Consider the following 20,578-nt stretch of genomic DNA (forward strand, 5'->3'; position numbering starts at 1 on the left):
TGTTGTCATCGTGAGGTCATCTGAGTTGAATGTGGAGACGACGTGCCTGATGACCCCCGAATCATATTCGGGGACAACAGAACTCACTGCGCGCCGGAGGGCCCGTCGCGAGCGGATCGTCAATGCTGCGACGTCACTGGCTCTCCAGGGCTACGACGCATGCCAGATCCGTACAGTCGCCGCGACGGCGGGCATGTCGGCCAGCACTGTGTACCAATACTTCCCATCGAAGGACGACCTGCTGCTCGCATGTTTTTACGAATGGCTGTGGGATTTCGAAACTGAGTATCGTTGCGGCACCAGCGACACGGATCCGTTTCAGCGTCTGCTGCAGGTCTCCCTGGCCCTCACCGGCAGGCTCTGCTCGTCACCACAATTTGCCGAAGCCATGATTCGCCCGTACCTCTATGCTGACGGCGCTGCTGCGACCCAGGCCGACCTGGTGCGACGGCAGACCGTTCGGATCTTTGTTCGTGCCGTCGGAGGCGAAGATTCGGCGACGAGAGAGATCGGCGCTGCCGAAATCCTCTCCGACGTCTGGATGTCCAATGTCGCAGCATTCGCTCAGCAGCGCATCGCGGTGGCGGAACTGTCAGAACGGATCGCCCGTACCGTCGGCCTCCTGAAGGGGTAGCCGACGGTCTCCGGGCTTCACGACGTCTCGTCGACGACCCTCAACGCTCCCGAACTCACTGCGTCGACGATGGAAACACCCAATGCCGAGCAGGCGAGGAACAAAACGTGCCCACCGTCGCCGACCAACTGTGCCGCTGTGCAACGCTCTTCGCAGCGGGCCAGGGCAGTACCAGTCCACTGAACGCTGGTCTGGTTCCAGCTGCTCTTGCGCACCTCGACACCGGCGCCACAGCGCGCGCACGTCACCGGCGTCATCGGCGCGTCGTCGAGACGATTGTCCGGGCGGACAGCCATCTTCACCCCACGGACCCGGAGGTGGCGGCGCGGGCAGCGAGATTGGCTTCGACTTCCCTCATCCAAGCCTCATACGGCCGGGTGGTGTCCAGCTCGAATTCGAAGCGGTCCACCATGTCCGGCGCGACGTCCGCCGCATCGACATAGAACTGCTCATACCAGCGCCGCAGCTGGTACACCGGCCCGTCCTCTTCCACGAGCAGCGGATTGTCGATCCGGGTCTTGTTGCGCCAGATCTCGACGTCCTGCTCGAATCCCATCTTGACGAAGTCGCCGAGTGCGATGGCGGTCTCCATGGCGAGTTCCTCCGGCATGGCCGCATTCTTTTCCACCACGATGCCGTACTGCAGCACAAAAGAATTGGCGTCGATCGGGTAGTGGCAGTTGATCAAGACCGTGCGCTGGTCGAACTCCTGGTAGTGATAGGTCAGATCATCGATCATGAACGACGGGCCATGGTAGGCAGCCAGCGAGGTGGTGCCGAGCAGCTTGGACCCCTCGGGATCGCCGATATCCGGCCGGCCCGCACTCTTCATGTACTGAGTCGCGACTTGGCCTTCGAAAATGTTCTTGAAATGAGTGGGAAGCGAACCGTGGATGTAGAAGAAATGCGCCATGTCGACGACGTTGTCGATGATCTCGCGGCAGTTTGTGTTGACCACCGTCGTGTACCAGTGCCATTCGGTCCACCCATCGCTGGTGGCCCCCTCGATGCGCGGAATAGTCACATCCGCCGGCGGCGGCTTGCGCTCGGGGTCATTCCAGACGAACAGCATGCCGTCCTGCTCCATCGTGGGCCAGGCCGCGGTTCTCGCCAATCGGGGGGTGCGCTTGCTGTAGGGCACCATCTTGCACCGGCCGTCGCCGCCCCAGCGCCAATCGTGGAACGGGCAAGCGATCTCGTTGCCCTTCACCGTCCCCTGCGAGAGGTCCCCGCCCATATGCCGGCAGTACCCGTCGAGCACGTTGATGGCGCCGTCCTCCCCCCGGAACACCACCAGCTTCTGCCCGAAGGCATTGATCTGGTGAGGCTTTCCATCACCGAATTCGCGGACCAGCCCCAGGCAGTGCCAGCCGCGGGCGAATCTGGTGGGTACCGAACCGGCCTCGATCAACCGAACTTCGTCGGTATCTGCGTGCGTCGTCATGGCCCCATTGAACTGCGATGACGCACCGGCGGGAAGGTCAGTGTTCCGCTCAACAGGAGACCAGAATCAACTTTGCCGGTTATCGCCCTATCGTCTTCGGTCGTGACCGCCACCACCCACAAGACCATTCCCGCCGGGCTGCCCGTTGCCGCCACCGACGTAGACCTTCTCGTCGTCGGATCCGGTACCGGCCTCGCCGCCGCCCTGGCAGCCCGCGAGCAGGGGTTGTCCGTTCTCGTCGTCGAGAAGTCGTCCTACGTCGGCGGCTCGACGGCCCGATCCGGTGGTGCGCTCTGGTTGCCGTCGAGCCCGGTGATCGAGGACTGCGGCGGCAACGACCCCGTGTCTCGGGCACACACGTACCTGGAATCGGTCGTCGGGGATTCCGCGCCACAGGAGCGTTCCGCCGCATACCTCGACAACCTGCCGGCAACGGTCGAAATGTTGCGCCGAACCACGCCCATGAAGCTGTTCTGGGCCAAGGAGTACTCCGACTATCACCCCGAGGCACCCGGTGGATCGGCGGCAGGGCGCACTTGTGAATGTCGCCCGTTCAACACGGCTGTGCTCGGCGAATACCTGGCCGACCTGCGGCCCGGTGTCATGGAAGTCAAGATTCCGATGCCGACCACAGGTGCCGACTACCGCTGGCTGAACCTGATGAGCCGGGTGCCACGAAAAGGGCTGCCCACCATCGCCAAACGACTTGCCCAGGGCATCGGCGGGCTCGCGCTCGGCAGGCGCTACGCCGCCGGCGGCCAGGCGCTGGCCGCGGGCCTGTTCGCCGGAGCAATTCGTGCCGGGATCCCGATCTGGCTCGACACCTCACTGACCGAGCTGGTCACCGACGGAGGCCGAGTCACCGGCGCCGTCGTCGAGCATGGCGACAAGACGTTCACCGTCACCGCGCGGCGTGGTGTCGTGCTCGCGGCCGGCGGCTTCGATCACCACATGGACATGCGCCACAAGTTCCAATCCGAGTCTCTGGGAAGCAATCTCAGCCTGGGTGCAGAATCCAACACCGGCGACGCCATCCGGTTGGGTCAGGATGTCGGTGCCGACATCACTTTGATGGATCAATCCTGGTGGTTTCCCGCCGTCGCCCCACTGCCGGGCGCCGCCCCAGCGGTGATGCTCGCCGAACGATCGCTGCCCGGATCGTTCATCGTCGACCAGGACGGTCATCGGTTCGCCAACGAATCGGCCGACTATATGAGCTTCGGGCAACGCGTCCTGGAACTCGAAAAAGCCGGTACGCCGGTCGAAGACATGTGGATCGTCTTCGACCAGCAGTACCGCAACAGCTACGTCTTTGCCGCCGAACTGTTTCCACGCATGCCGATCCCACAGACCTGGTACGACGCCGGAATCGCGGTCAAGGCAGACAATTTCACCGAGCTGGCAGCCAAGATGCGGGTGCCGCAGGACAGCTTCTTGGCCACCGTCAGGCGATTCAACGAGAACTCTTTCGCCGGTGAGGATCCCGACTTCGAACGCGGCCGCAGCGCCTACGACCGTTACTACGGCGACCCCACGGTCACACCGAACCCCAACCTGCGCCCGCTGGTCAAAGGCCCGTTCTACGCGGTAAAGATGGTGCTGAGCGACCTGGGTACGTGCGGCGGTCTGCGAGCCGACGCCCACGCCCACGTGCTTCGCGAGGACGGCACCGTCATCGACGGGCTCTACGCGATCGGCAACACCGCCGCCAACGCATTCGGCCACACCTATCCCGGTGCCGGGGCGACCATCGCGCAGGGATTGGTCTACGGCTACATCGCCGCACTCGACGCTGCCGGAAGATAACCGGCCCGAAATACCGAAGGACGGAGTTCAGTCGGCGTCTTCGGCGTCGGCTTTCCGTTCGATCTCATACCAGTAGGCGGGATCTGGCCACGGTATCTTCGCGCCTTCACCGACTTTCGGGAATTTGGCTTCGGCTTCGTCGAGATCTTTGATCAGCTGCAGGGTGAGTTCCCGCTCGGACGCGTAGTAGCGATCCGCCCAATCCAACGCGATCTTGGCATATGCCCACGCTGGGTCGGCTCCGGACCAACGGGCCTCCTTGGCGGCATCTCGTTGCATCCCATCCACGTAGGCAAGATGTTCCTGCAGCATCTGCTTCAGCGTGGCGGGGTCACTCAGGTGACCCATCGTCACCCGCATGAGCGCCGGGTGCTTCAACGACGGCGGATCCGGCGGTGTCTTCCTGGCCCACTGCGTGACGGCATCCAGACCGGATTCGGTGATCTTGTAGAGCCGGCGGTTTCGCGTGCCGGTCCCGTCCACCCGCGAGGTCAGGTAACCCATCTTTTCGAGCTTCTTCAGATCGGAGTAGATCTGGCTGTAAGCCGGACTGCCGTAGTAATAGCGCATGCTCCAGTGGAGCCATTTGCGGATGTCGTAGCCGGAGAGTTCTTGCTCATACGACAGCAACCCGAGCAGCGCCCAGCTGGTGGCGGCGAGCGCCGGCTTGGCTGCCTGCTCGGATTCTTCCATGGTGCAAGGGTAACAATCGAGGTCACGACACTTGTCCGTCCGAACCGCTGACCGGGAGACACCGTTGCCCGCGGTCCATGTCTCGACGAATCTGGTTGATGACAACAGATGAGGGAGACGCAGCGATGGGACTCGATAGCACTGCGACACTGGGCAGCCCACCCCAACGACCAGGTCCCCAGGACATGCGGGCGGTGCTCGGCCACTTCTGCACCGGCATCGCTGTCATCACCGGTCAGGACGGGCAGCGACCACTGGGTTTCACCTGTCAATCGGTGACATCAGTGTCGCTGGAGCCGCCCTATGTGTCGTTCTGCCCGTCGCGATCCTCCTCGACGTGGCCGCTGATCCGAGCTTCCGGCCGGATGTGTATCAACATCCTGGCCGACCATCAGCAAGCGGTATGCGCCCAGTTCGCACGCAGCAGCGCGGACAAGTTCGCCGGAGTCCAGTGGAGCCCGGCCAACAATGGCGCCCCGCGCCTGCACGGTACGTTGGCCACCATCGAAGCCGACCTCGAGTACGAGCACGGCGCGGGCGACCACACCATCGTCGTCGCCCACGTCACCTCGTTGAGCGCCCACGAAGGACAGCCGTTGTTGTTCTACCGCGGTGACTACGGTGGCTTCGATGACCGGCGACTCGATTCCACGACGGAGTGAGGGATTGTCCATACACAGCGAAACCCAAGTCCCAGAAGCACTTTACGCGTCCATCACCGATTCCGTCCGCCGACTCGTCGATGCGACCATCCGGAGTCAAGCAGATCTCGACACCCTCCTGTCCGCCAAAGCGAAGATCGATGCGGCAGCAGGCGAACTCAGCCAGTCGCTGATCCCCGGTTCGTTCGGCGTCCAACAGGCAGTCGACGGCCAGTCACTGGCGTGGGGGAACGCCGTCATCGGGCTCCGCAATGCCTTGGCTCCACCGTTGGTGGTCCACCACGAGCCCGACGGCCGAGTCTGGGCCGACGTGACGCTCGGCGCGGCATACGAAGGGCCCGCCGGCCACGTGCACGGGGGAATCTGCGCGCTCTTGCTCGACCACGTCCTCGGCGCCACCGCACATAAACCGGGACGACCCGCCGTCACCGGAACACTGACGATTCGCTATGAAGCGGGCACTCGGCTGGGCCCCATCCGCGCCGAGGCGCACATCGACCGGGTAGAGGGAGTCAAGACTTTTGCCGTCGGCCACCTCGCCACCTCGGACGGCATCACGGTCCGCGCTGAAGGTGTCTTCTTTCATCCACGCCGACCTGCCGGATAGCAGTCACGGCACTACTATCGCGGGGTGACCACGCCCGGCGGGCTGCAACGCAGACTCGGGACCACCGACGCCGTCGTCATCGGCCTGGGATCGATGGTGGGGGCAGGCATTTTCGCCGCCCTGGCGCCGGCGGCTGCCGCGGCCGGAAGCGGACTGCTGATCGGCCTCGCCCTGGCCGCCGTCGTCGCCTACTGCAACGCGACGTCCTCGGCGCGGTTGGCGGCCCGCTATCCGCAATCCGGCGGCACCTACGTCTATGGGCGTGAACGACTCGGTGAGTTCTGGGGTTACGCCGCCGGGTGGAGTTTCATCGTCGGCAAGACCGCATCGTGTGCGGCGATGGCGCTGACCGTCGGGGTATATGTCTGGCCGCAGTGGGCGCATGCGGTGGCGGTGGCTGCGGTGGTCGCGTTGACGGCGGTGAACTATGCCGGAATTCAGAAGTCCGCCTTGCTGACCCGCGTCATCGTCGCGTGCGTACTGGCCGTCCTGGCCGCGGTGGTGGTGATCATCGCCGGTTCCGGCGCCGCTGATCCCGCCCGGCTGGGCCTCGGTGACGACGTCGGCGTCGGCGGCGTCCTTCAGGCCGCGGGGCTGCTGTTCTTCGCCTTCGCCGGGTATGCCCGGATCGCAACCCTGGGTGAAGAGGTCCGTGACCCGGCCCGCACCATCCCGCGCGCGATCCCGGTCGCGCTGGGTATCGCGTTGGTGATCTACGCGGTGGTCGCGGTCGCGGTGCTGTCGGTGCTGGGCGGTTCAGGGTTGGCATCGGCACCCGCGCCGCTCGCCGACGCGGTTGCGGCAGCCGGCGCCCCGCAGTGGCAGGCGGTGGTGCGGGTCGGGGCCGCGGTAGCGGCACTGGGGTCACTGCTGGCCCTCATCCTCGGGGTGTCGCGCACGACGCTGGCGATGGCCCGCGATCACCACCTACCGCACTGGCTGGCCGCCGTGCATCCCCGGTTCAACGTCCCGCACCGCGCCGAGATCGTGGTCGGGCTCGTGGTGGCAGCGCTGGCGGCGGTGGCGGATCTGCGTGGGGCGATAGGCTTTTCGTCGTTCGCGGTGCTGCTGTACTACGCGATCGCGAACGCGTCGGCATGGACGCTCGGGGCCCGCGTGGTCCCGGCTGTCGGTCTGGCGGGCTGCCTACTGTTGGCCTTCTCGTTGCCACTCGCCTCGGTGCTGACCGGGGTTGTCGTCGTCGCGGTCGGCGCGGTGATCTACGGCGTGCGCCGCCGCTAGACAGAACGATTGCGGAACGCCTCGACCGCCGTCGGCAGAGTGGGGAAGATCCGATCGGCGCCGATACGGTCGAGAAGGCCCGCTGCCACCAGGTCGTCGCGCAGATCCTGTTTCACCCGCGCCATCGCGAACACGATCCCCCGTGCGGTCAGATCGCGGCGCAGCTGCTCCAGGGCATCGACCGCGGTGAGGTCGGGGTCCACCTGTGCTTCGGCGTTCAAGACGAACCATTCCACCGGCTCACCCGCTTGCTCGACGGCGGCCAGAGCGCGTTCCCGGAAATTGTCGGCGTTGACGAAGAACAGTGGGGCGTCGTAGCGGTAGACGACCAGCCCCGGAACCGCCTGGGCATCCGGATAGTCATCCACGTCGTGCATCCCTGCGACGTTGGGCACATAGCCCAGCACGCTGTCGTGGGGCCGGGCGATGCGCCGCAGCGTGTCCAGCAGCGACAGCGCGATCGCCACGAGCACCCCGTAGAGCACGCCGAGGCTCAGCACCGCGACGGTGGTGGCCACCGCCAACAACAGCTCGCTGCGCCGGAACCGTGCGAGCCGGCGGAACTCGGCCGCGTCGATCAGCCGCAGGGCGGCGTAGACGACGAGCGCCCCCAGCGCGGCCATCGGGAAATTCTCCAGCAGACCGCGCCCGGCCAACACGACCAGCAGCACCGTCGCCAGCATCACCAACGAGTACAGCTGGGTGCGGCTGCCGACGGTGTCGCCGAGCGCAGTACGGCTCCCGCTGGAACTGACTGGAAAGCCTTGGGTGACACCGGCTGTCAGGTTGCACATACCCAAGGCCCGCAGTTCGGCGTTGATGTCGACGGTCTCACTCTTGCGCGCCGCGAAGGTCCGCGCCGTCAGGGCGTTGTCGGAAAACGCCACCACCGCAATCCCGACCGCCGGTACCACCAGAGCAACCAGCTCGGTCATCGCCACCGGCGGGAGCGCAGGCTTCGGCAGACCCGCAGGGATGCTCCCGACCACCCGGATTCCCTTGTCCTCCAATGAAAATATCCACACCACCGCGGTGGCGGCCAACACCGTGACCAACGGGCCGGGAAACCGCGGTGCGATCCGATAGAGCACCAACAGCAGCGCCAACACCGTGGTCGCAACGATCACCGTCGGCAGGTGCAGCGATGGCAGTTCCCTGACGAAAGAGCGGACCTGGTCGATGAACTCGTCCCCGGCAACGTCCTCTCCGGTGATCTTGCCGAGTTGGCTGCCGATCATGATGAGAGCGACACCGGTCATGTAACCGATGAGGACCGGACGTGACAGCAGGTCAGCCAGAAACCCCAGCCCGCACAGCCCGGCAACCAGACAGATCGCCCCCACCAGCAGAGCCAGCACCGCCGACATCGCGGCATAGCGGGCCGGATCGCCGATGACCAGCGGAGCCAACGCGGTGGCCGTCATCAGGGCCGTGGTCGATTCCGGTCCCACCGACAACTGCCGCGACGAGCCCAACACCGCGTAAACCGCCATCGGGACCAGCGCGGCCCACAAGCCCGCGACCGGCGGCAGGCGGGCCACCGTCGCATAGGCCATCACCTGCGGCACCAGGTACGCCGCGACGGTCACCCCGGCGAGGACGTCGCCGCGCAGCCAAGACCGCTGGTAGCCGGTGAGCTGCGCCAGTCCGGGCAGCCAGCGCACGAGGTTCGGTTTCATCACCACTGATTGTTGCCGCAGTCCGCATGCGCGGCAGCCGATCATCGTGTGTAGTACACAATCGTGATTCCGCTGAGTTGGAAGTACGTCGAAACGCGCACCGACGACGACTTCGTCGTCGCCCCGGGCGAGCGGCTCGATTGGGCCAGCACCATCGGCATCGGTGCCCAGCACGTGGTGGCCATGTTCGGCGCCACGTTCCTGGTTCCGGTGCTCACCGGCTTTCCCCCGGCCACCACGCTGTTGTTCTCCGGAGTGGGCACGATCTTGTTCCTGCTCATCACCGGGAACCGGCTGCCGAGTTACCTGGGGTCGAGCTTCGCTGTGATCGCCCCGGTGACAGCGGCGGTGACCGCGCGCGGAACCGGCAGTGCGCTGGGCGGTTTGATCGCCGTCGGCGCGCTGTTGATCCTCATCGGCGCCGTGGTGCACTTGATCGGTACCCGTTGGATCGACGTCGCGCTGCCGCCGATCGTGACCGGGGCCATCGTGGCCCTGATCGGTTTCAACCTCGCCCCGGCGGCCAAGTCCAATTTCGAGAAGGGCCCGTTGGTCGGCGTGGTGACGCTGGTGTTGCTGGTCGGCACGCTGGCCTTCTTCAAAGGGCTGATCGGCAGGCTGGCGATCTTCGGCGCGGTGGTGATCGGGTATCTGCTCGCGCTGGTACTCGGTGACGTGGACACCGCGGCGATCGCGGCCGCACCCTGGGTCGGTCTGCCCGAATTCCACACACCCACGTTCGATCTGGCGGTGCTGCCGCTGTTCCTGCCCGCGGTGATCGCGCTGGTCGCCGAAAACATCGGGCACGTCAAGTCGGTGGGACAGATGACCGGTACCGACCTCGACCCGATGATCGGCCGGGCCCTGGCCGCCGACGGGGTGGCCACGGTGCTGGCCGGTGCCGGGGGCGGGTCGGCCACCACCACCTACGCCGAGAACATCGGGGTGATGGCGGCGACCCGGGTCTACTCGACCGCGGCGTACTGGGTCGCGGCCGTGGTCGCGATCGCATTGTCGTTGTGCCCGAAGGTCGGAGCGGCGATCTCGGCGATCCCGCCGGGTGTGCTGGGTGGGGCGACCATCGTGTTGTACGGCCTGGTCGGCATCTTGGGTGTGCGGATCTGGCTGACCAATCAGGTGGACTTCGCCAAGCCGATCAACCAGATGACGGCGGCCATCCCGCTGATCATCGGGATCGCCGACTTCACCTGGCAACTCGGCTCTCTGACCTTCACCGGCATCGCGCTGGGCTCCATCGCCGCGCTGCTGGTTTTCCACGGCATGCGGCTGCTGGAGCGCCTCGGTGGTCGGCGGCAGCCTATTCGCCCAGCGCGTTGACCACCCGGGTGAACACCGACGGCAGCGCTGCCGACACCGGGGTGATACAGGCCCGCACGGGACCAAAACCGCTGCCGTGCAACAGGGCCGCGGTGAGTAACCGATAGCGGCGGGTCATCGCACGCCACTGCCGATCGTAGTCACCGGGACGGTCGGCGCGCACGCATCCCACGAGCAGCTCGGCCGCGCCGAACGCCAGCCCCATGCCCTCCCCCGTCAGCGCGTCCACGTATCCCGCCGCGTCACCGACCAACAGCACCCGGCCCGCACACCGGTTGCGGACCTTCTGCCGCAGGGGCCCCGCGGCCCGGTCGTGGCCGTGCTCAAGGCCGTGAATCCGTTCGGCCAGCATCGGGAATGCCGCCAGGTGCTCGTCGAAACCGCCGCGCACCGAGGTCAGGATCGCCACCCCGACACAGTCCGCACCGACCGGGGTCACGTACGCCTCGGCGTCGGGACCCCAGTACACCTCGACGCAGTCCGACCACGGGGCGATGCGGACATGGCGCCGAATCCCCCAGCGCCGCCGCCTGCCCTCCCCGCCGCTGAGGCCGAGCGAGCGGCGGATCGGCGAATGCAGGCCGTCGGCGGCCGCCAGGTAGCGGGCCCGAAAACCGGCTGCGCACACCGATACCGAGTCCTGGGTCACCGGGCCGACCTCACCGTGGACCACCCGCACGCCCGCAGACTCGGCCGCCTCCGACAGCGCGGCATGCAGCACCGTGCGGCGTACTCCGCAGCCGGCCCCGTCGCGGAACCGGGCCTCGGCGGCACGGTGCCCGTCCAGATACCGGATGCCCCGAAACGGTCTCCCCTCGGGGTGAGCGCCCAGTCGGTGCAGCTGTCGCACCGAGTGCGGCATCAGCCCCTCGCCGCAGGCCTTGTCGATCGGGCCTGCGCGGCGCTCCACCACCACGGTCTCCAGCCCGGCGCGCGCCGCGTGCACCGCGGTGGCCAGCCCTGCCGGGCCGCCGCCGGCGACGAGCAGATCGATCACGTGAGCCCTTGCAGTGCTTCGTTTTCCACGCGGATCCGGGTCCGCAGTAACGCGGCGTTGGCCACGGTGAACACCAGGGCGGTGATCCAGGCGCCGCCGGCCAACGGCAACGCGGCCCCCTCGGTGACGACCGCCACGTAATTCGGGTGTGGCAGCACCCGGTACGGGCCGTCGACGACACGCGTGGCGCCGGGGACCACCACCACCCGGGTGTTCCACTGCTTACCCAGCGTGGTGATGCACCACCACCGCAGCGCCTGGGCGGCGAGCACGATAACCGTCATGATCCGGCCGAGCCTCGGCGACGGTCGACGCCGACGTGCCTCGACCACCGATCCCACCAGTAGCGCGCTGTGCAACGCCACCATCACCGGGTAGTGGCCGGCGCCGAACTCCTTGCCGCCGTGAGCGGTACTCCAGCGCAGGTTGCGTTGGGACACCACCAGTTCGAGCACCCGTTCGGCGGCGACGAGAACGATCAGCGCGGTGAATCTCTTCGCTGTCATCAGCGCCAACGCAGCAGAACGAGCTCCGAGCAGAAGCCCGGACCCATGGCCATCATCAGCCCGGGCGTGTCCGGCTCGGGTCGTTTCCGGATGGTGTCACGCAGTACGTGCAGCACCGAGGATGACGACAGGTTGCCGACATCGGCGAGAGACTGCCAGGTGAGATCCAGCGCGTCTTCAGGCAATCCGAGGGTTTCGATGATCGCCTCGATCACCTTCGGGCCACCCGGATGGCTCACCCACGCAGATACCTCGTCGACGGAAAGTCCGTGATCGCCGAGGAACCCGGTGACATCGTCACCGAGGTAGCGCCCCACGAAGCCGGGGACTTCGGCGCTGAGCACGATCTCGAACCCGCCGGAACCGATGTCCCAACCCATGGCGTGCAGCGAGTCCGGGTACAGGTGGCTGCGGGAGTCCAGCACGTCGGGCCCGGTCGGGTCGAGCTTGCGGGCCCGGTGTTCGCCCACCGCGACCACCGCGGCCGCGCCGTCGCCGAACAGCGCGCCCGCCACCAACGTCGGCATGCTCGGATTGTGTTTGCGGGTCAGCGAACACAATTCGACCGACACCAACACCGCCACCTTGTCGGGTGCGCCGCGCAGATAGTCGTTGAGCCGCGCGATCCCGGCGGCCCCGGCAACACAACCCAGCCCGAAGATCGGGATGCGGCGTACGTCAGGGCGCAGGCCCAGGCGACCGGCGATGCGGGCATCCAGCGATGGGACCGCAGCGCCGGTGACGGTGGTCGTGACGATCAGATCCACATCCTGCGGACGCAGACCCGCCTCATCCAGCGCCCCGGACAGTGCGGCACAGCCCAGTTCGGTTGCATGCTCGATGAACAGACGGTTGCTCTCACCGAAATCGTCGAGACCCGCATACTTTTCAAGCGGCAGGACCAGATATCGGCTGTTCACCTTGGCGCTCGTGTGCAGGGCCCGCACCACATCCTCAGCCTCTGCGTATCCGGGCAGGTCGAGCAGGGCGCTGGTGACCTCGTCCTGGGTATACCGATGTGGGGGCAGAACAGCATGGACGCCGGCAATCGTGCTGTGACTGGGCATTCTGGCGACGTTAATTCCCATACCCGTATTACGGGGACCTACCCTCGGCGGTTCAACCGCGGTGGCGCTTGTCCCGTGCCGGCACGCCGTTGGGCCCCTCGATCGAACGGGCGTACGTACCCACGGTGAAGGCGATCGCCGACCCCATGATCCCGAGTGCCCGCGCATCGACGTTGTCGATCGTGTCCCGCCGGGTGTGGTAGTTCGGGTCGAAAGCCGCGCCGGCCCGCCCGCCCCACAACCGGGCCTGCACCTTGGTCTTGCGTTGCGAAGCCCCGGTGGTGGCACCGCCGATCGGCACGCCAGCCTGCAAGAACGGGTGATAGTCGGTGTTCACGCTGATCGGCAGGTCAGCGGGCCGCGCACCGGCCAGATTGAGGTAACCGGCCATGGTGCGCTCGATGCCGGCCGAGCCCTCGGGCATCGGCTTGGGATCGGTGGCCTGGCCGGACTGGTCGCCGTCATAGGTGAAGAACCCGGCGTTGGGTGATCCGATCATGTCGAAGTTCAGGTACAGCGCCAGATCGTCGAGCTGGTCCAGCGGCAGGTTGCGCACGTATTGCGTCGACCCGTCCAAACCCATTTCCTCGGCGCCCCAGAACGCGAACCGCACCGCGTTGTCGACCTGCGGCGAAGGACCCAGCTGCAGCGCGGTTTCCAGGACGGCCGCCACCCCGGACCCATTGTCGTTGACGCCCGGGCCACCACCGATGCTGTCCAGGTGCGCGCCCACGAGCACCACGTCCGACGCCGAGCCGGTTTTGGTCTGCGCCGTCACGTTGCGGGACTTCACCATCTCGGCCTTGCCGTCCAGGGTCAGGCGCACCGGAGCGCTCGTGCGCCGCAGTGCGGCATCGGTGGTCTCGTCGATGACGCCGACGGGGACGGTGAGTTGGCGGTAATAGCCCGTGCTGAACAGCCCGCCCGGCGGCGGCTGTTGCCCGCGGTTGACCACCAGCACGCCCACTGCACCCTTGGCCAGCGCGATGTTCTGTTTCGTCACAACCGAACACCCGGTGTCGTCGACCACGGCTATGGCACCGGAGATGTTGACCGAACCGTAGTCGGTGGCCGCACATCCCGACGGCTTGCCCGGGCGTAGCGTCGGGGCGTTCAGCCCCTCGGGTGCCGTCGTCACCAGCATCGATGCCTGGTCCACCCGGTATTTTGTCCCCGACACGGTCAGCGCGGGGTTACCCCCGCGCATCGTGCCCATCCGCTCGAATTCCGGAGTCTGGACATCGAACCCCTTGTCCCGCAACACTTTCACCACATAGTCGACGCTGGCGTCGTAGCCGGAGCTACCGACCGCCCGGTTGCCGTCATGGCTGTCGGCAATCTCCTGGAGCTTGCGCAGGTGGGTGTACATGGCGTCGACGGTGATCCTGCCGGCCAGTTCCTGCGGATCGACAGCCTCGGGCGAGGGCTGCGCCGAGCATCCCACGAGCGCGGCTCCGAGCAATATGACAGCGAGTCGACGCGCTGTCACTGCGCGGTGATCTGGTGACGCGTGCGGTCGGAACGAACCGGTAAACCGTTGCGGCCCCGCTGATCTTGGGCGTACACACCCACAGCGAACGCGACTCCCTCACCATGTATCCGCATCGCGTCCTGGTTCACGTGGTCAAGGGTATCGGTGTTCTTGTGGTAGTTCGGGTCGAACGGCTGATCCACCTCACCGGCCCACAATTTGGCTTCCTCTGCGTCCATCTTGTCCTCGGCGCCGGAGAACAATCCACCAGCGGGAACGCCCGCCATGGTGAACCCGTCATAGTCGGACCGGCCGTCAAAACTGGTGTCGCGCGGTGTCTTTCCGGCATCCTCCAGGTAGGACCCAAGGGTGCGCTCGATACCCGCGGAGCCCTCGGGAACCCGCGGACGGCCCTGCTCGTCCAGCGGTGCCGACTGGTCGCCGTCATAGGTGAAGTAGCCGGGGTTCGGCGAGCCCAGCATGTCGAAGTTCAGGTACATGGCGATGTCTTTTAGCTGCTCGATGTCCAAGGACTCGACATAGTTGGTCGAGCCACGCAAACCTTCCTCCTCGGCACCCCAGAACCCGAACCGCACCGCGTTGGCCACCTGTGGCGAATCACCCAGCTGCAAAGCGGTTTCCAGCACCGCGGCCACCCCGGAGCCGTTGTCGTTGATGCCAGGCCCTTCCGGAACGCTGTCGAGGTGGGCCCCGACCATCACCACGTCCGAGGTCGAGCCGGTCTTGGTCTGGGCGATGACATTGCGGGTGCGCTCGGTACGCACTCCCGCGACGAGTTTGAGCGTGGTGGGCCCGGGCGCATTGCGCAGCCGGGTGCCCTCGTCCTTGGTCACGCTGACCACCGGGATCTTGACGTCGGTGTTGCGGCCCAGCGTGCCGCCCATCTTCTCGTCGTTGTTGGTGTTGACCACGATCATGGCGACCGCACCGCGCTCAGCGGCAACAGCCTGCTTGTCCGCGAAAGGGCAGGAGCCTCGGTCCACCAGTACCACCGCGCCGGCGACCGGGAGTCCGTCATAGTCGGCGGCCTCACAGCCGGGGGTGTCCTCGGCCTTGGCCGGCACCAGCGGCGCGGACAACCCTTCTTGAGGGGTACCGATGGTGAACTCCAGCGGCTTGGCCGTGACGGCCTGACCGCCGACGGTGACCTGCGGGTCCTCGGCAAACGGCAGCCTGACCTCGAACTCCGGGGTCTGCACGTCAAACCCCTTGTCGCGCAGCGCACCGACGACATAGTCCACACTCGCGTCATACCCCGGGCTGCCGAGCGCGCGGTTGCCGTTGTTGGCGTCGGCAATGTCCTGGAGCTTGCTCAGATGCCCCATCATTGCGTCGGTGGTGACCCGCTCACGCAATTCGTCGGCGAAGCGCACCGCCGCCGGGGCGGACTCCCGGGACTGCTGCCCGTCGGTCTGCAGTTCGGTCTTTGCATCACAGCCGGCCAGCCCCACGGTCAGCGCCAGCGCGCCGAGCACCGCCCCCGTCGAAGTACGTCGCATTTCACCCACGGTAGCGGCTCGGCCGATCGGCCCGGCGCTTAAATCGCTTGCCTGGGGATTTGCTGTGATGGCATGGTGTCTTCCGGCGCCGACAGGGGAAGCAGGCGAAGCGGGGTACCGCAACGTTTCTGCGTGTTGCCTGCGGCGCCATGGCACAGGTAAAAGGACCTGGGGTTCGAATCCCTCCTGCAATCCCGATACCGTCGCCGGGTTCACCCGATCGGTGACCTTGTGGCCCACATCCGCCGGTACGGGGGTGCGACGCCCCGTCACTGATCGCGTCCGGCGGCGGTATCCCTTTGCCGCACAGACACATACCGGAAGGAGGACACGACATGGGCATCTTCACGTTCAACCGAATCACTGTTTCCGCGGGCCAGTGCGCACTGGAGTACCGCGACGGCACGCTGGGTCGTGTCCTGCCGCCGGGCCGTCACCGCATTGATGTGGCGGCCTCGGTGGTGCGTGTCGAGATGCGTGAGCAGGTGCTCACGCTGGCGCCGCAGGAGGTGTTGACCTCCGATGCGGTGACGCTGCGTATCAGCGTGGCACTGCAGTTCAAGGTGAGCGACGCGGTGGCCTACGTGGAAGCAGCGGCCGATCCGATGGCCGCGGTGTACCTGGCCGCGCAGATCGCACTGCGTGACCTCACCGCCGCGGTGACCGCCGACGAGGTGATGCAGCGCGGCAACCGTATTGATGCCGACGCGATCGCCGCCGCGGCGCGCACGGCCGGTGCCCGCACCGGCGTCGAGGTGATCGGGGCCTTCGTCAAGGACGTGATCGTCCCGGCCGAGATCCGCGCCGCGGCGCTGCAGTTGGCGACGGCCAAGGCCACCGGTGCGGCGAAGCTGGAAGCCGCCCGCGCCGAGACCGCCGCGCTGCGGGCGCTGGCCAATGCCGGCAAGCTGCTGGATGCCCACCCGGCGCTGGCGCAGCTGCAGCTGGTCCAGCGGGTGCCGTACGGGTCGAAGGTGGTACTCGCAGTGGGTGGTTCGACGGATGTGGCGTCTGACCCGGAGTGATCCGGGTCAGGCGTCACGCCTGTTCAGCACCACCGCGGCAGCCACGAACGCCACCGCGACCCACACCAGGAAATAGACCAGCGAGCCCAACTCACCCCACGGCATGACATACGCCGGGAACAGCCAGTCCACGTGCAGGAACGTGAACATGTTGGCGAACGGCAGCCAGGGCCCGGTCTGGGGGCCGGAGTTGGGCATGTTCCCCAGCAACGGCTCGGCCACCAGCGGCCACAGCAGCAGAACCGCCACCGCACCGGCCGCGAATCGGACCAGCGCACCGACGGCCACGCCGAGCACCGCGGCCAGCGCGGCATACAGGGCGAACCCGCCGGCCACCCGCCAGGTCGCCGCATTGGCCAGCGACAGTTGCGTTCCGACCACCGGGTTGGCCACCATCCGGGCCACCAGCACCGAGGCCAGCACCATGACCACCGCACACACCGACGAGAAGGCCGCGCACACCACCGCTTTCGCGGTCAGCACCTGCGTACGGTTCGGCGTGGCCAGGAAGGTGGTGCGGATCAGCCCGCTGCGGTATTCGCCGGTCATTGTCATCGAGGACAACACCATCAGTACCGGAACCCCGAACACCGCGACGCCGAGCGCGGCCTTGGCGGGAGGCAGCCCGGCGTAGTGATGCGCGCCCATACCCTGCATGGCGGCCACGCCCAGGCTGAGTACCGCCACCCCGACCGTGGACCACAGCGGGGAGCGGGTGGTGGACAGTTTGATGCGCTCGGCGTCGAGCGCGGACAGCGCGCTCATCGTGCTTCTCGGTTCTTCGCGCGAGCGCTCATCACAGCGCCAGCCCGGTAGTCGACCGCGTCGTCGGTGAGTTTCAGATATGCCTCCTCCAGCGAGGCCTGCCGCTGGCTCAACTCGTGCAGGGTGACGGCGTTGCGCGCGGCCAGGTCGCCGATCACCTCGATGGCTGCGCCGTGCACTGCCAGCGCGTCGCCGTCGGCGGTGGCCTCCACCTCGAAACCGGCGTCGGTGAGAACCTCGCGCAAAGACTCCAGTTGCGGGCTACGTACCCGCACGGTGTCGGCGGACGTACCGCTGACGAACTCGTTCACGGTGGTCGAGGCGATCAGCTTGCCCTGCCCGATCACCACCAGTCGATCGGCGGTGTTGGCCATCTCGGCCAGCAGGTGGCTGGACACGAACACTGTCCGGCCCTCGGCGGCCAGGCTGCGGATGAGGGTGCGCACCCAATGGATGCCCTCGGGGTCGAGCCCATTGACCGGTTCGTCGAACAGCAGCACCGGCGGATCGCCCAGCAGTGCGGCGGCGATGCCGAGGCGCTGACTCATGCCCAGCGACAGCGTGCCGGCACTGCGGTCGGCAGCCGAGGTCAGCCCGACCATCTCCAGCACCTCGTCCACCCGGGCCGACGGGATCCGGTTGGCGGCCGCGATCCAGCGCAGGTGGTTGCGGGCCGAGCGGTTCGGATGGGCCTGCCGCGCATCGAGCAGGGCGCCCACCGATCGCAACGGATCGTGCAGTTCGCGGTATCGCTTGCCGTCGATGGTCGCGGTCCCGGCGCTGGGATGGTCGAGCCCGAGGACCAACCGCATCGTGGTGGTCTTCCCCGCGCCGTTGGGCCCCAGGAATCCGGTCACCACGCCCGGTTCGACGGTGAACGTCAGATCGTCGACAGCTCGGTGGGATCCATAGAGTTTTGTCAGCCCCGTGAGTTCGATCATCACCGCCATCATTGCAGGCGGTGCCGTTCTGACTGCTCAGGTTCAGTTCAACCGACCATTCCCGTCACTGGCCACGCCCGGTATCAGCGCTGAGAGCCGGGCTCGACGCCTGAGCCCAGAACCGTTTCGGGATCCGGCCGGCCTGCCGAGCCAGGTACCCGGCGGTGACGGCCGCGGACATCGCGGCGGCCATGGTCGGCGGATCGGAAGCCCGGGTGACGGCCGTGGCCAACAGCACGGCGTCACAACCCAATTCCATCGCCATCGCCGCGTCGGAGGCGGTGCCGATACCGGCATCCAGCACCACCGGTACCCCGGCCCGCTCGACGATCATCTCGATGTTGTGTGGGTTGGAGATGCCCAGGCCGGTGCCGATCGGCGAACCCAACGGCATGACGGCGGCACAACCGGCATCCTCCAGCCGGCGGGCCAGCACCGGGTCGTCGTTGGTGTAGGGCAGCACGATGAATCCGTCGTCGACCAATTGCTCTGCGGCCTTGACCAGTTCGATGGCATCGGGCAACAGGGTGCGCTCGTCGGCGATGACTTCGAGTTTGACCATGTCGGTGCCCAGCGCCTCCCGGGCCAGCTGCGCGGTCAGCACCGCCTCGGCCGCACCGCGACAGCCGGCGGTGTTCGGCAGGGCCGCGATGCCGAGCCGGTTGAGCAGGTCGAGCACCCCGGTACCGGTCTCGGCGTCCACGCGTCGCATCGCCACGGTGGTCAACTCCGTGCCCGAGGCGATCAGCGCCTCTTCCAGCACAGCCAGATTCGGTGCGCCCCCGGTACCCATGATCAGCCGCGAGCCGAACTCCCGGCCCCCGATGCGCAACACAGAATCAGCCACCCTGCACCGCCGTCACGACCTCCACCCGGGCGCCGTCGGACAACGTCCGGTCCCACTCCGAGCGGGGCAACACCGACCAGTCCAGCGCGACGGCAATGCCCTTGTCCGGGAAGCCCCGGGTTTCCAGCAGCCCCTCGATGGTGGTCTGCTCGTCCACCTCGAGGGTTTCGTTGTTGACCGTGATGGTGATCATTTCGCTCCCACGCTCACCTCGAGTTCAGCCGCGATCCGCTCAGCGGTCCACGGCGCCAACAGAAATCCGTTCCGGCCGTGTCCCACGGCCACCAGGGTGCGCTCGTCGACCCGTTCGACCACCGGCAGCCCGTCGGGTGTCATGGGACGCAGCCCCGCCGCGGTCTCGGCAAGTTCGTACTCACCCAGGGCCGGCATCACCGCGCAGGCGTCCTCAAGCAGGTCACGCACCCCGCTGACCACCGGCGCGGTGTCGCGGCCGTGCTCGTACTGGGTGGCACCGACCACCACACCGTCGGCGCGCGGCACCAGGTATACCGGACGGCCGTGCACGCGGGCCCGCACCACCCGCTGCGGCACCGGCATACAGCCCTTGCGCCACCGCAGCCGCAGCACCTCGCCCTTGACCGGACGCACCGGAAGGCCTGCCACGAGCTTGGGCGCGTCGATCCCGTTGGCGACGACGAGCACGTCGGCGTCTCGCACGTCGGCGAGGTCCTCGACCGGCCCGGCCCACCGCACCGCCAGCTGTTCGCAGCGCGCGGCCAGTCCGTCGACCACGGCACGGTTGTCCACGGCGAGTTCGGTGGAGGCCCGGAATCCGTGCCGGATGCCTTGGGCCAGTAGAGGTTCCACATCGCGGGCCGCGGTGGTCAACTCGACCGGCTGTCCCTGGGCGGACAGCCATTCGGCGACGGTGTGCAGGTCGGCGACATCGGCCCGGTCCACGGCGACCACCAGTGACTCCCGTGCGGTGACCACCTCGGGCGCCAGCCCGTCGAGGAACCCCGAGTGCCACAGCTTGAGCGACTCCAGGCCGATCTGCAGCATCTGCTCCTCGCCCGGCCAGCCTTCGCTGTGCGGGGCCAGCATGCCACCGGCCACCCACGACGCGCCGCGTTCCGTGCTGCAGTGCAGCCGCACACTCCAGCCGTCCAGCGCGGCCCGGCGCGCGACCGACAGCCCGATCACACCGCCGCCGATGACAGCGAGTGTTCCGGCTCCTCCTTTTGCCATACTCCGCTCCCTACGCCGGCATGACCCGGATCAGGTGTGACGGTAAGGGCCGGTCCGGATGCCCACTCTCAGCCCCTCGTCCCAGGGACTCCCGTATTGCCAGTCCAGGGTACTCGGGCGGTACC

21 protein-coding genes and 1 riboswitch are annotated in these 20,578 nt (G+C 67.1%); of the genes, 7 read left to right on the forward strand and 14 right to left on the reverse strand.

The window, feature by feature from the left end; all coding sequences use genetic code 11:
- Positions 1 to 10: 10 nt before the first annotated feature.
- Positions 11 to 634: a TetR/AcrR family transcriptional regulator gene (locus BKG60_RS03655; protein ID WP_131823436.1), complete on the forward strand. Its 624-nt coding sequence runs from the start codon at positions 11 to 13 to the stop codon at positions 632 to 634.
- A 17-nt stretch (positions 635 to 651) separates the two neighbouring features.
- Here the strand turns inward: BKG60_RS03655 and BKG60_RS03660 are convergent, their stop codons facing one another.
- Both BKG60_RS03660 and BKG60_RS03665 read right to left on the reverse strand, forming a co-directional pair.
- Positions 652 to 930 carry a ferredoxin gene (locus tag BKG60_RS03660; RefSeq protein WP_070946651.1) on the reverse strand — a complete coding sequence of 93 codons (279 nt, stop codon included), beginning with the start codon at positions 928 to 930 and terminating at the stop codon, positions 652 to 654.
- A 2-nt stretch (positions 931 to 932) separates the two neighbouring features.
- Positions 933 to 2,078, reverse strand: a complete 1,146-nt coding sequence (locus tag BKG60_RS03665) for a 3-ketosteroid-9-alpha-monooxygenase, oxygenase component (RefSeq protein ID WP_070946631.1) — start codon at positions 2,076 to 2,078, stop codon at positions 933 to 935.
- A gap of 102 nt (positions 2,079 to 2,180) precedes the next feature.
- Here BKG60_RS03665 and BKG60_RS03670 point away from each other — a divergent pair, with 102 nt between their 5' ends.
- On the forward strand, positions 2,181 to 3,884 hold the full coding sequence (locus BKG60_RS03670; RefSeq protein ID WP_070946630.1) for a 3-ketosteroid-delta-1-dehydrogenase: 1,704 nt from the start codon (positions 2,181 to 2,183) through the stop codon (positions 3,882 to 3,884).
- Positions 3,885 to 3,911: 27 nt separating this feature from the next.
- Here BKG60_RS03670 and BKG60_RS03675 read toward each other — a convergent pair whose 3' ends face one another.
- A complete protein-coding gene (locus BKG60_RS03675) occupies positions 3,912 to 4,577 on the reverse strand; it encodes a PadR family transcriptional regulator (RefSeq protein WP_064878240.1) in 666 nt (221 codons plus the stop codon).
- Positions 4,578 to 4,702: 125 nt separating this feature from the next.
- Between BKG60_RS03675 and BKG60_RS03680 the strand changes: the two genes are divergently transcribed.
- From BKG60_RS03680 to BKG60_RS03690, 3 genes are read left to right on the forward strand one after another with little or no spacing between them, the layout of a single operon-like run.
- Positions 4,703 to 5,239: a flavin reductase family protein gene (locus BKG60_RS03680; protein WP_207549613.1), complete on the forward strand. Its 537-nt coding sequence runs from the start codon at positions 4,703 to 4,705 to the stop codon at positions 5,237 to 5,239.
- Positions 5,208 to 5,846: a PaaI family thioesterase gene (locus tag BKG60_RS03685; protein ID WP_083339399.1), complete on the forward strand. Its 639-nt coding sequence runs from the start codon at positions 5,208 to 5,210 to the stop codon at positions 5,844 to 5,846. The genes BKG60_RS03680 and BKG60_RS03685 overlap by 32 nt, the downstream gene beginning before the upstream one ends.
- A gap of 24 nt (positions 5,847 to 5,870) precedes the next feature.
- Positions 5,871 to 7,088, forward strand: a complete 1,218-nt coding sequence (locus BKG60_RS03690) for an APC family permease (protein WP_070946628.1) — start codon at positions 5,871 to 5,873, stop codon at positions 7,086 to 7,088.
- Here the strand turns inward: BKG60_RS03690 and BKG60_RS03695 are convergent.
- The gene (locus tag BKG60_RS03695) at positions 7,085 to 8,767 is read right to left on the reverse strand and encodes a SulP family inorganic anion transporter (protein WP_070946649.1); all 1,683 of its coding nucleotides are present in this window, start codon (positions 8,765 to 8,767) and stop codon (positions 7,085 to 7,087) included. The two genes, BKG60_RS03690 and BKG60_RS03695, sit on opposite strands and share 4 nt — an antisense overlap.
- Before the next feature lie 63 nt (positions 8,768 to 8,830).
- Here BKG60_RS03695 and BKG60_RS03700 point away from each other — a divergent pair, with 63 nt between their 5' ends.
- On the forward strand, positions 8,831 to 10,105 hold the full coding sequence (locus BKG60_RS03700) for a uracil-xanthine permease family protein (protein WP_070946627.1): 1,275 nt from the start codon (positions 8,831 to 8,833) through the stop codon (positions 10,103 to 10,105).
- Here BKG60_RS03700 and BKG60_RS03705 read toward each other — a convergent pair.
- From BKG60_RS03705 to BKG60_RS03725, 5 genes are read right to left on the reverse strand one after another with little or no spacing between them, the layout of a single operon-like run.
- The gene (locus tag BKG60_RS03705) at positions 10,086 to 11,102 is read right to left on the reverse strand and encodes an NAD(P)/FAD-dependent oxidoreductase (protein WP_070946626.1); all 1,017 of its coding nucleotides are present in this window, start codon (positions 11,100 to 11,102) and stop codon (positions 10,086 to 10,088) included. The genes BKG60_RS03700 and BKG60_RS03705 overlap by 20 nt on opposite strands.
- Positions 11,099 to 11,608, reverse strand: coding sequence for an isoprenylcysteine carboxyl methyltransferase family protein (locus BKG60_RS03710; RefSeq protein WP_070187618.1), 510 nt, complete (start codon positions 11,606 to 11,608; stop codon positions 11,099 to 11,101). Before BKG60_RS03710 ends, BKG60_RS03705 begins: the two co-directional genes overlap by 4 nt.
- A complete protein-coding gene (locus tag BKG60_RS03715) occupies positions 11,608 to 12,675 on the reverse strand; it encodes a type III polyketide synthase (protein WP_242663642.1) in 1,068 nt (355 codons plus the stop codon). Before BKG60_RS03715 ends, BKG60_RS03710 begins: the two co-directional genes overlap by 1 nt.
- 52 nt (positions 12,676 to 12,727) lie before the next feature.
- Positions 12,728 to 14,164 carry a M28 family metallopeptidase gene (locus BKG60_RS03720; RefSeq protein ID WP_070946624.1) on the reverse strand — a complete coding sequence of 479 codons (1,437 nt, stop codon included), beginning with the start codon at positions 14,162 to 14,164 and terminating at the stop codon, positions 12,728 to 12,730.
- The gene (locus BKG60_RS03725) at positions 14,161 to 15,666 is read right to left on the reverse strand and encodes a M28 family metallopeptidase (RefSeq protein WP_070946623.1); all 1,506 of its coding nucleotides are present in this window, start codon (positions 15,664 to 15,666) and stop codon (positions 14,161 to 14,163) included. Before BKG60_RS03725 ends, BKG60_RS03720 begins: the two co-directional genes overlap by 4 nt.
- A gap of 335 nt (positions 15,667 to 16,001) precedes the next feature.
- Between BKG60_RS03725 and BKG60_RS03730 the strand changes: the two genes are divergently transcribed.
- Positions 16,002 to 16,691 (forward strand): slipin family protein, encoded by a 690-nt coding sequence (locus BKG60_RS03730; RefSeq protein ID WP_070187614.1) that lies wholly within the window; start codon positions 16,002 to 16,004, stop codon positions 16,689 to 16,691.
- A gap of 6 nt (positions 16,692 to 16,697) precedes the next feature.
- On the opposite strand, the gene BKG60_RS03735 is transcribed toward BKG60_RS03730, so the two are convergent.
- The 5 genes from BKG60_RS03735 to thiO form a co-directional block, all read right to left on the reverse strand.
- Entirely contained in the window at positions 16,698 to 17,456 is a 759-nt protein-coding gene (locus BKG60_RS03735; protein WP_070946622.1) for an ABC transporter permease, read from the reverse strand.
- Positions 17,453 to 18,397 (reverse strand): ABC transporter ATP-binding protein, encoded by a 945-nt coding sequence (locus BKG60_RS03740; protein ID WP_070946648.1) that lies wholly within the window; start codon positions 18,395 to 18,397, stop codon positions 17,453 to 17,455. Before BKG60_RS03740 ends, BKG60_RS03735 begins: the two co-directional genes overlap by 4 nt.
- A gap of 64 nt (positions 18,398 to 18,461) precedes the next feature.
- Positions 18,462 to 19,244 (reverse strand): thiazole synthase, encoded by a 783-nt coding sequence (gene thiG, locus BKG60_RS03745; RefSeq protein WP_070187612.1) that lies wholly within the window; start codon positions 19,242 to 19,244, stop codon positions 18,462 to 18,464.
- Entirely contained in the window at positions 19,237 to 19,437 is a 201-nt protein-coding gene (thiS, locus tag BKG60_RS03750) for a sulfur carrier protein ThiS (RefSeq protein ID WP_019344619.1), read from the reverse strand. Before thiS ends, thiG begins: the two co-directional genes overlap by 8 nt.
- Entirely contained in the window at positions 19,434 to 20,453 is a 1,020-nt protein-coding gene (gene thiO / locus BKG60_RS03755) for a glycine oxidase ThiO (protein ID WP_070946621.1), read from the reverse strand. Before thiO ends, thiS begins: the two co-directional genes overlap by 4 nt.
- A riboswitch (TPP riboswitch) is annotated at positions 20,444 to 20,558 on the reverse strand. (Overlaps the previous gene by 10 nt.)
- Positions 20,559 to 20,578 lie beyond the last annotated feature (20 nt).

The organism is Mycobacterium syngnathidarum (assembly GCF_001942625.1).
Classification (GTDB): domain Bacteria; phylum Actinomycetota; class Actinomycetes; order Mycobacteriales; family Mycobacteriaceae; genus Mycobacterium; species Mycobacterium syngnathidarum.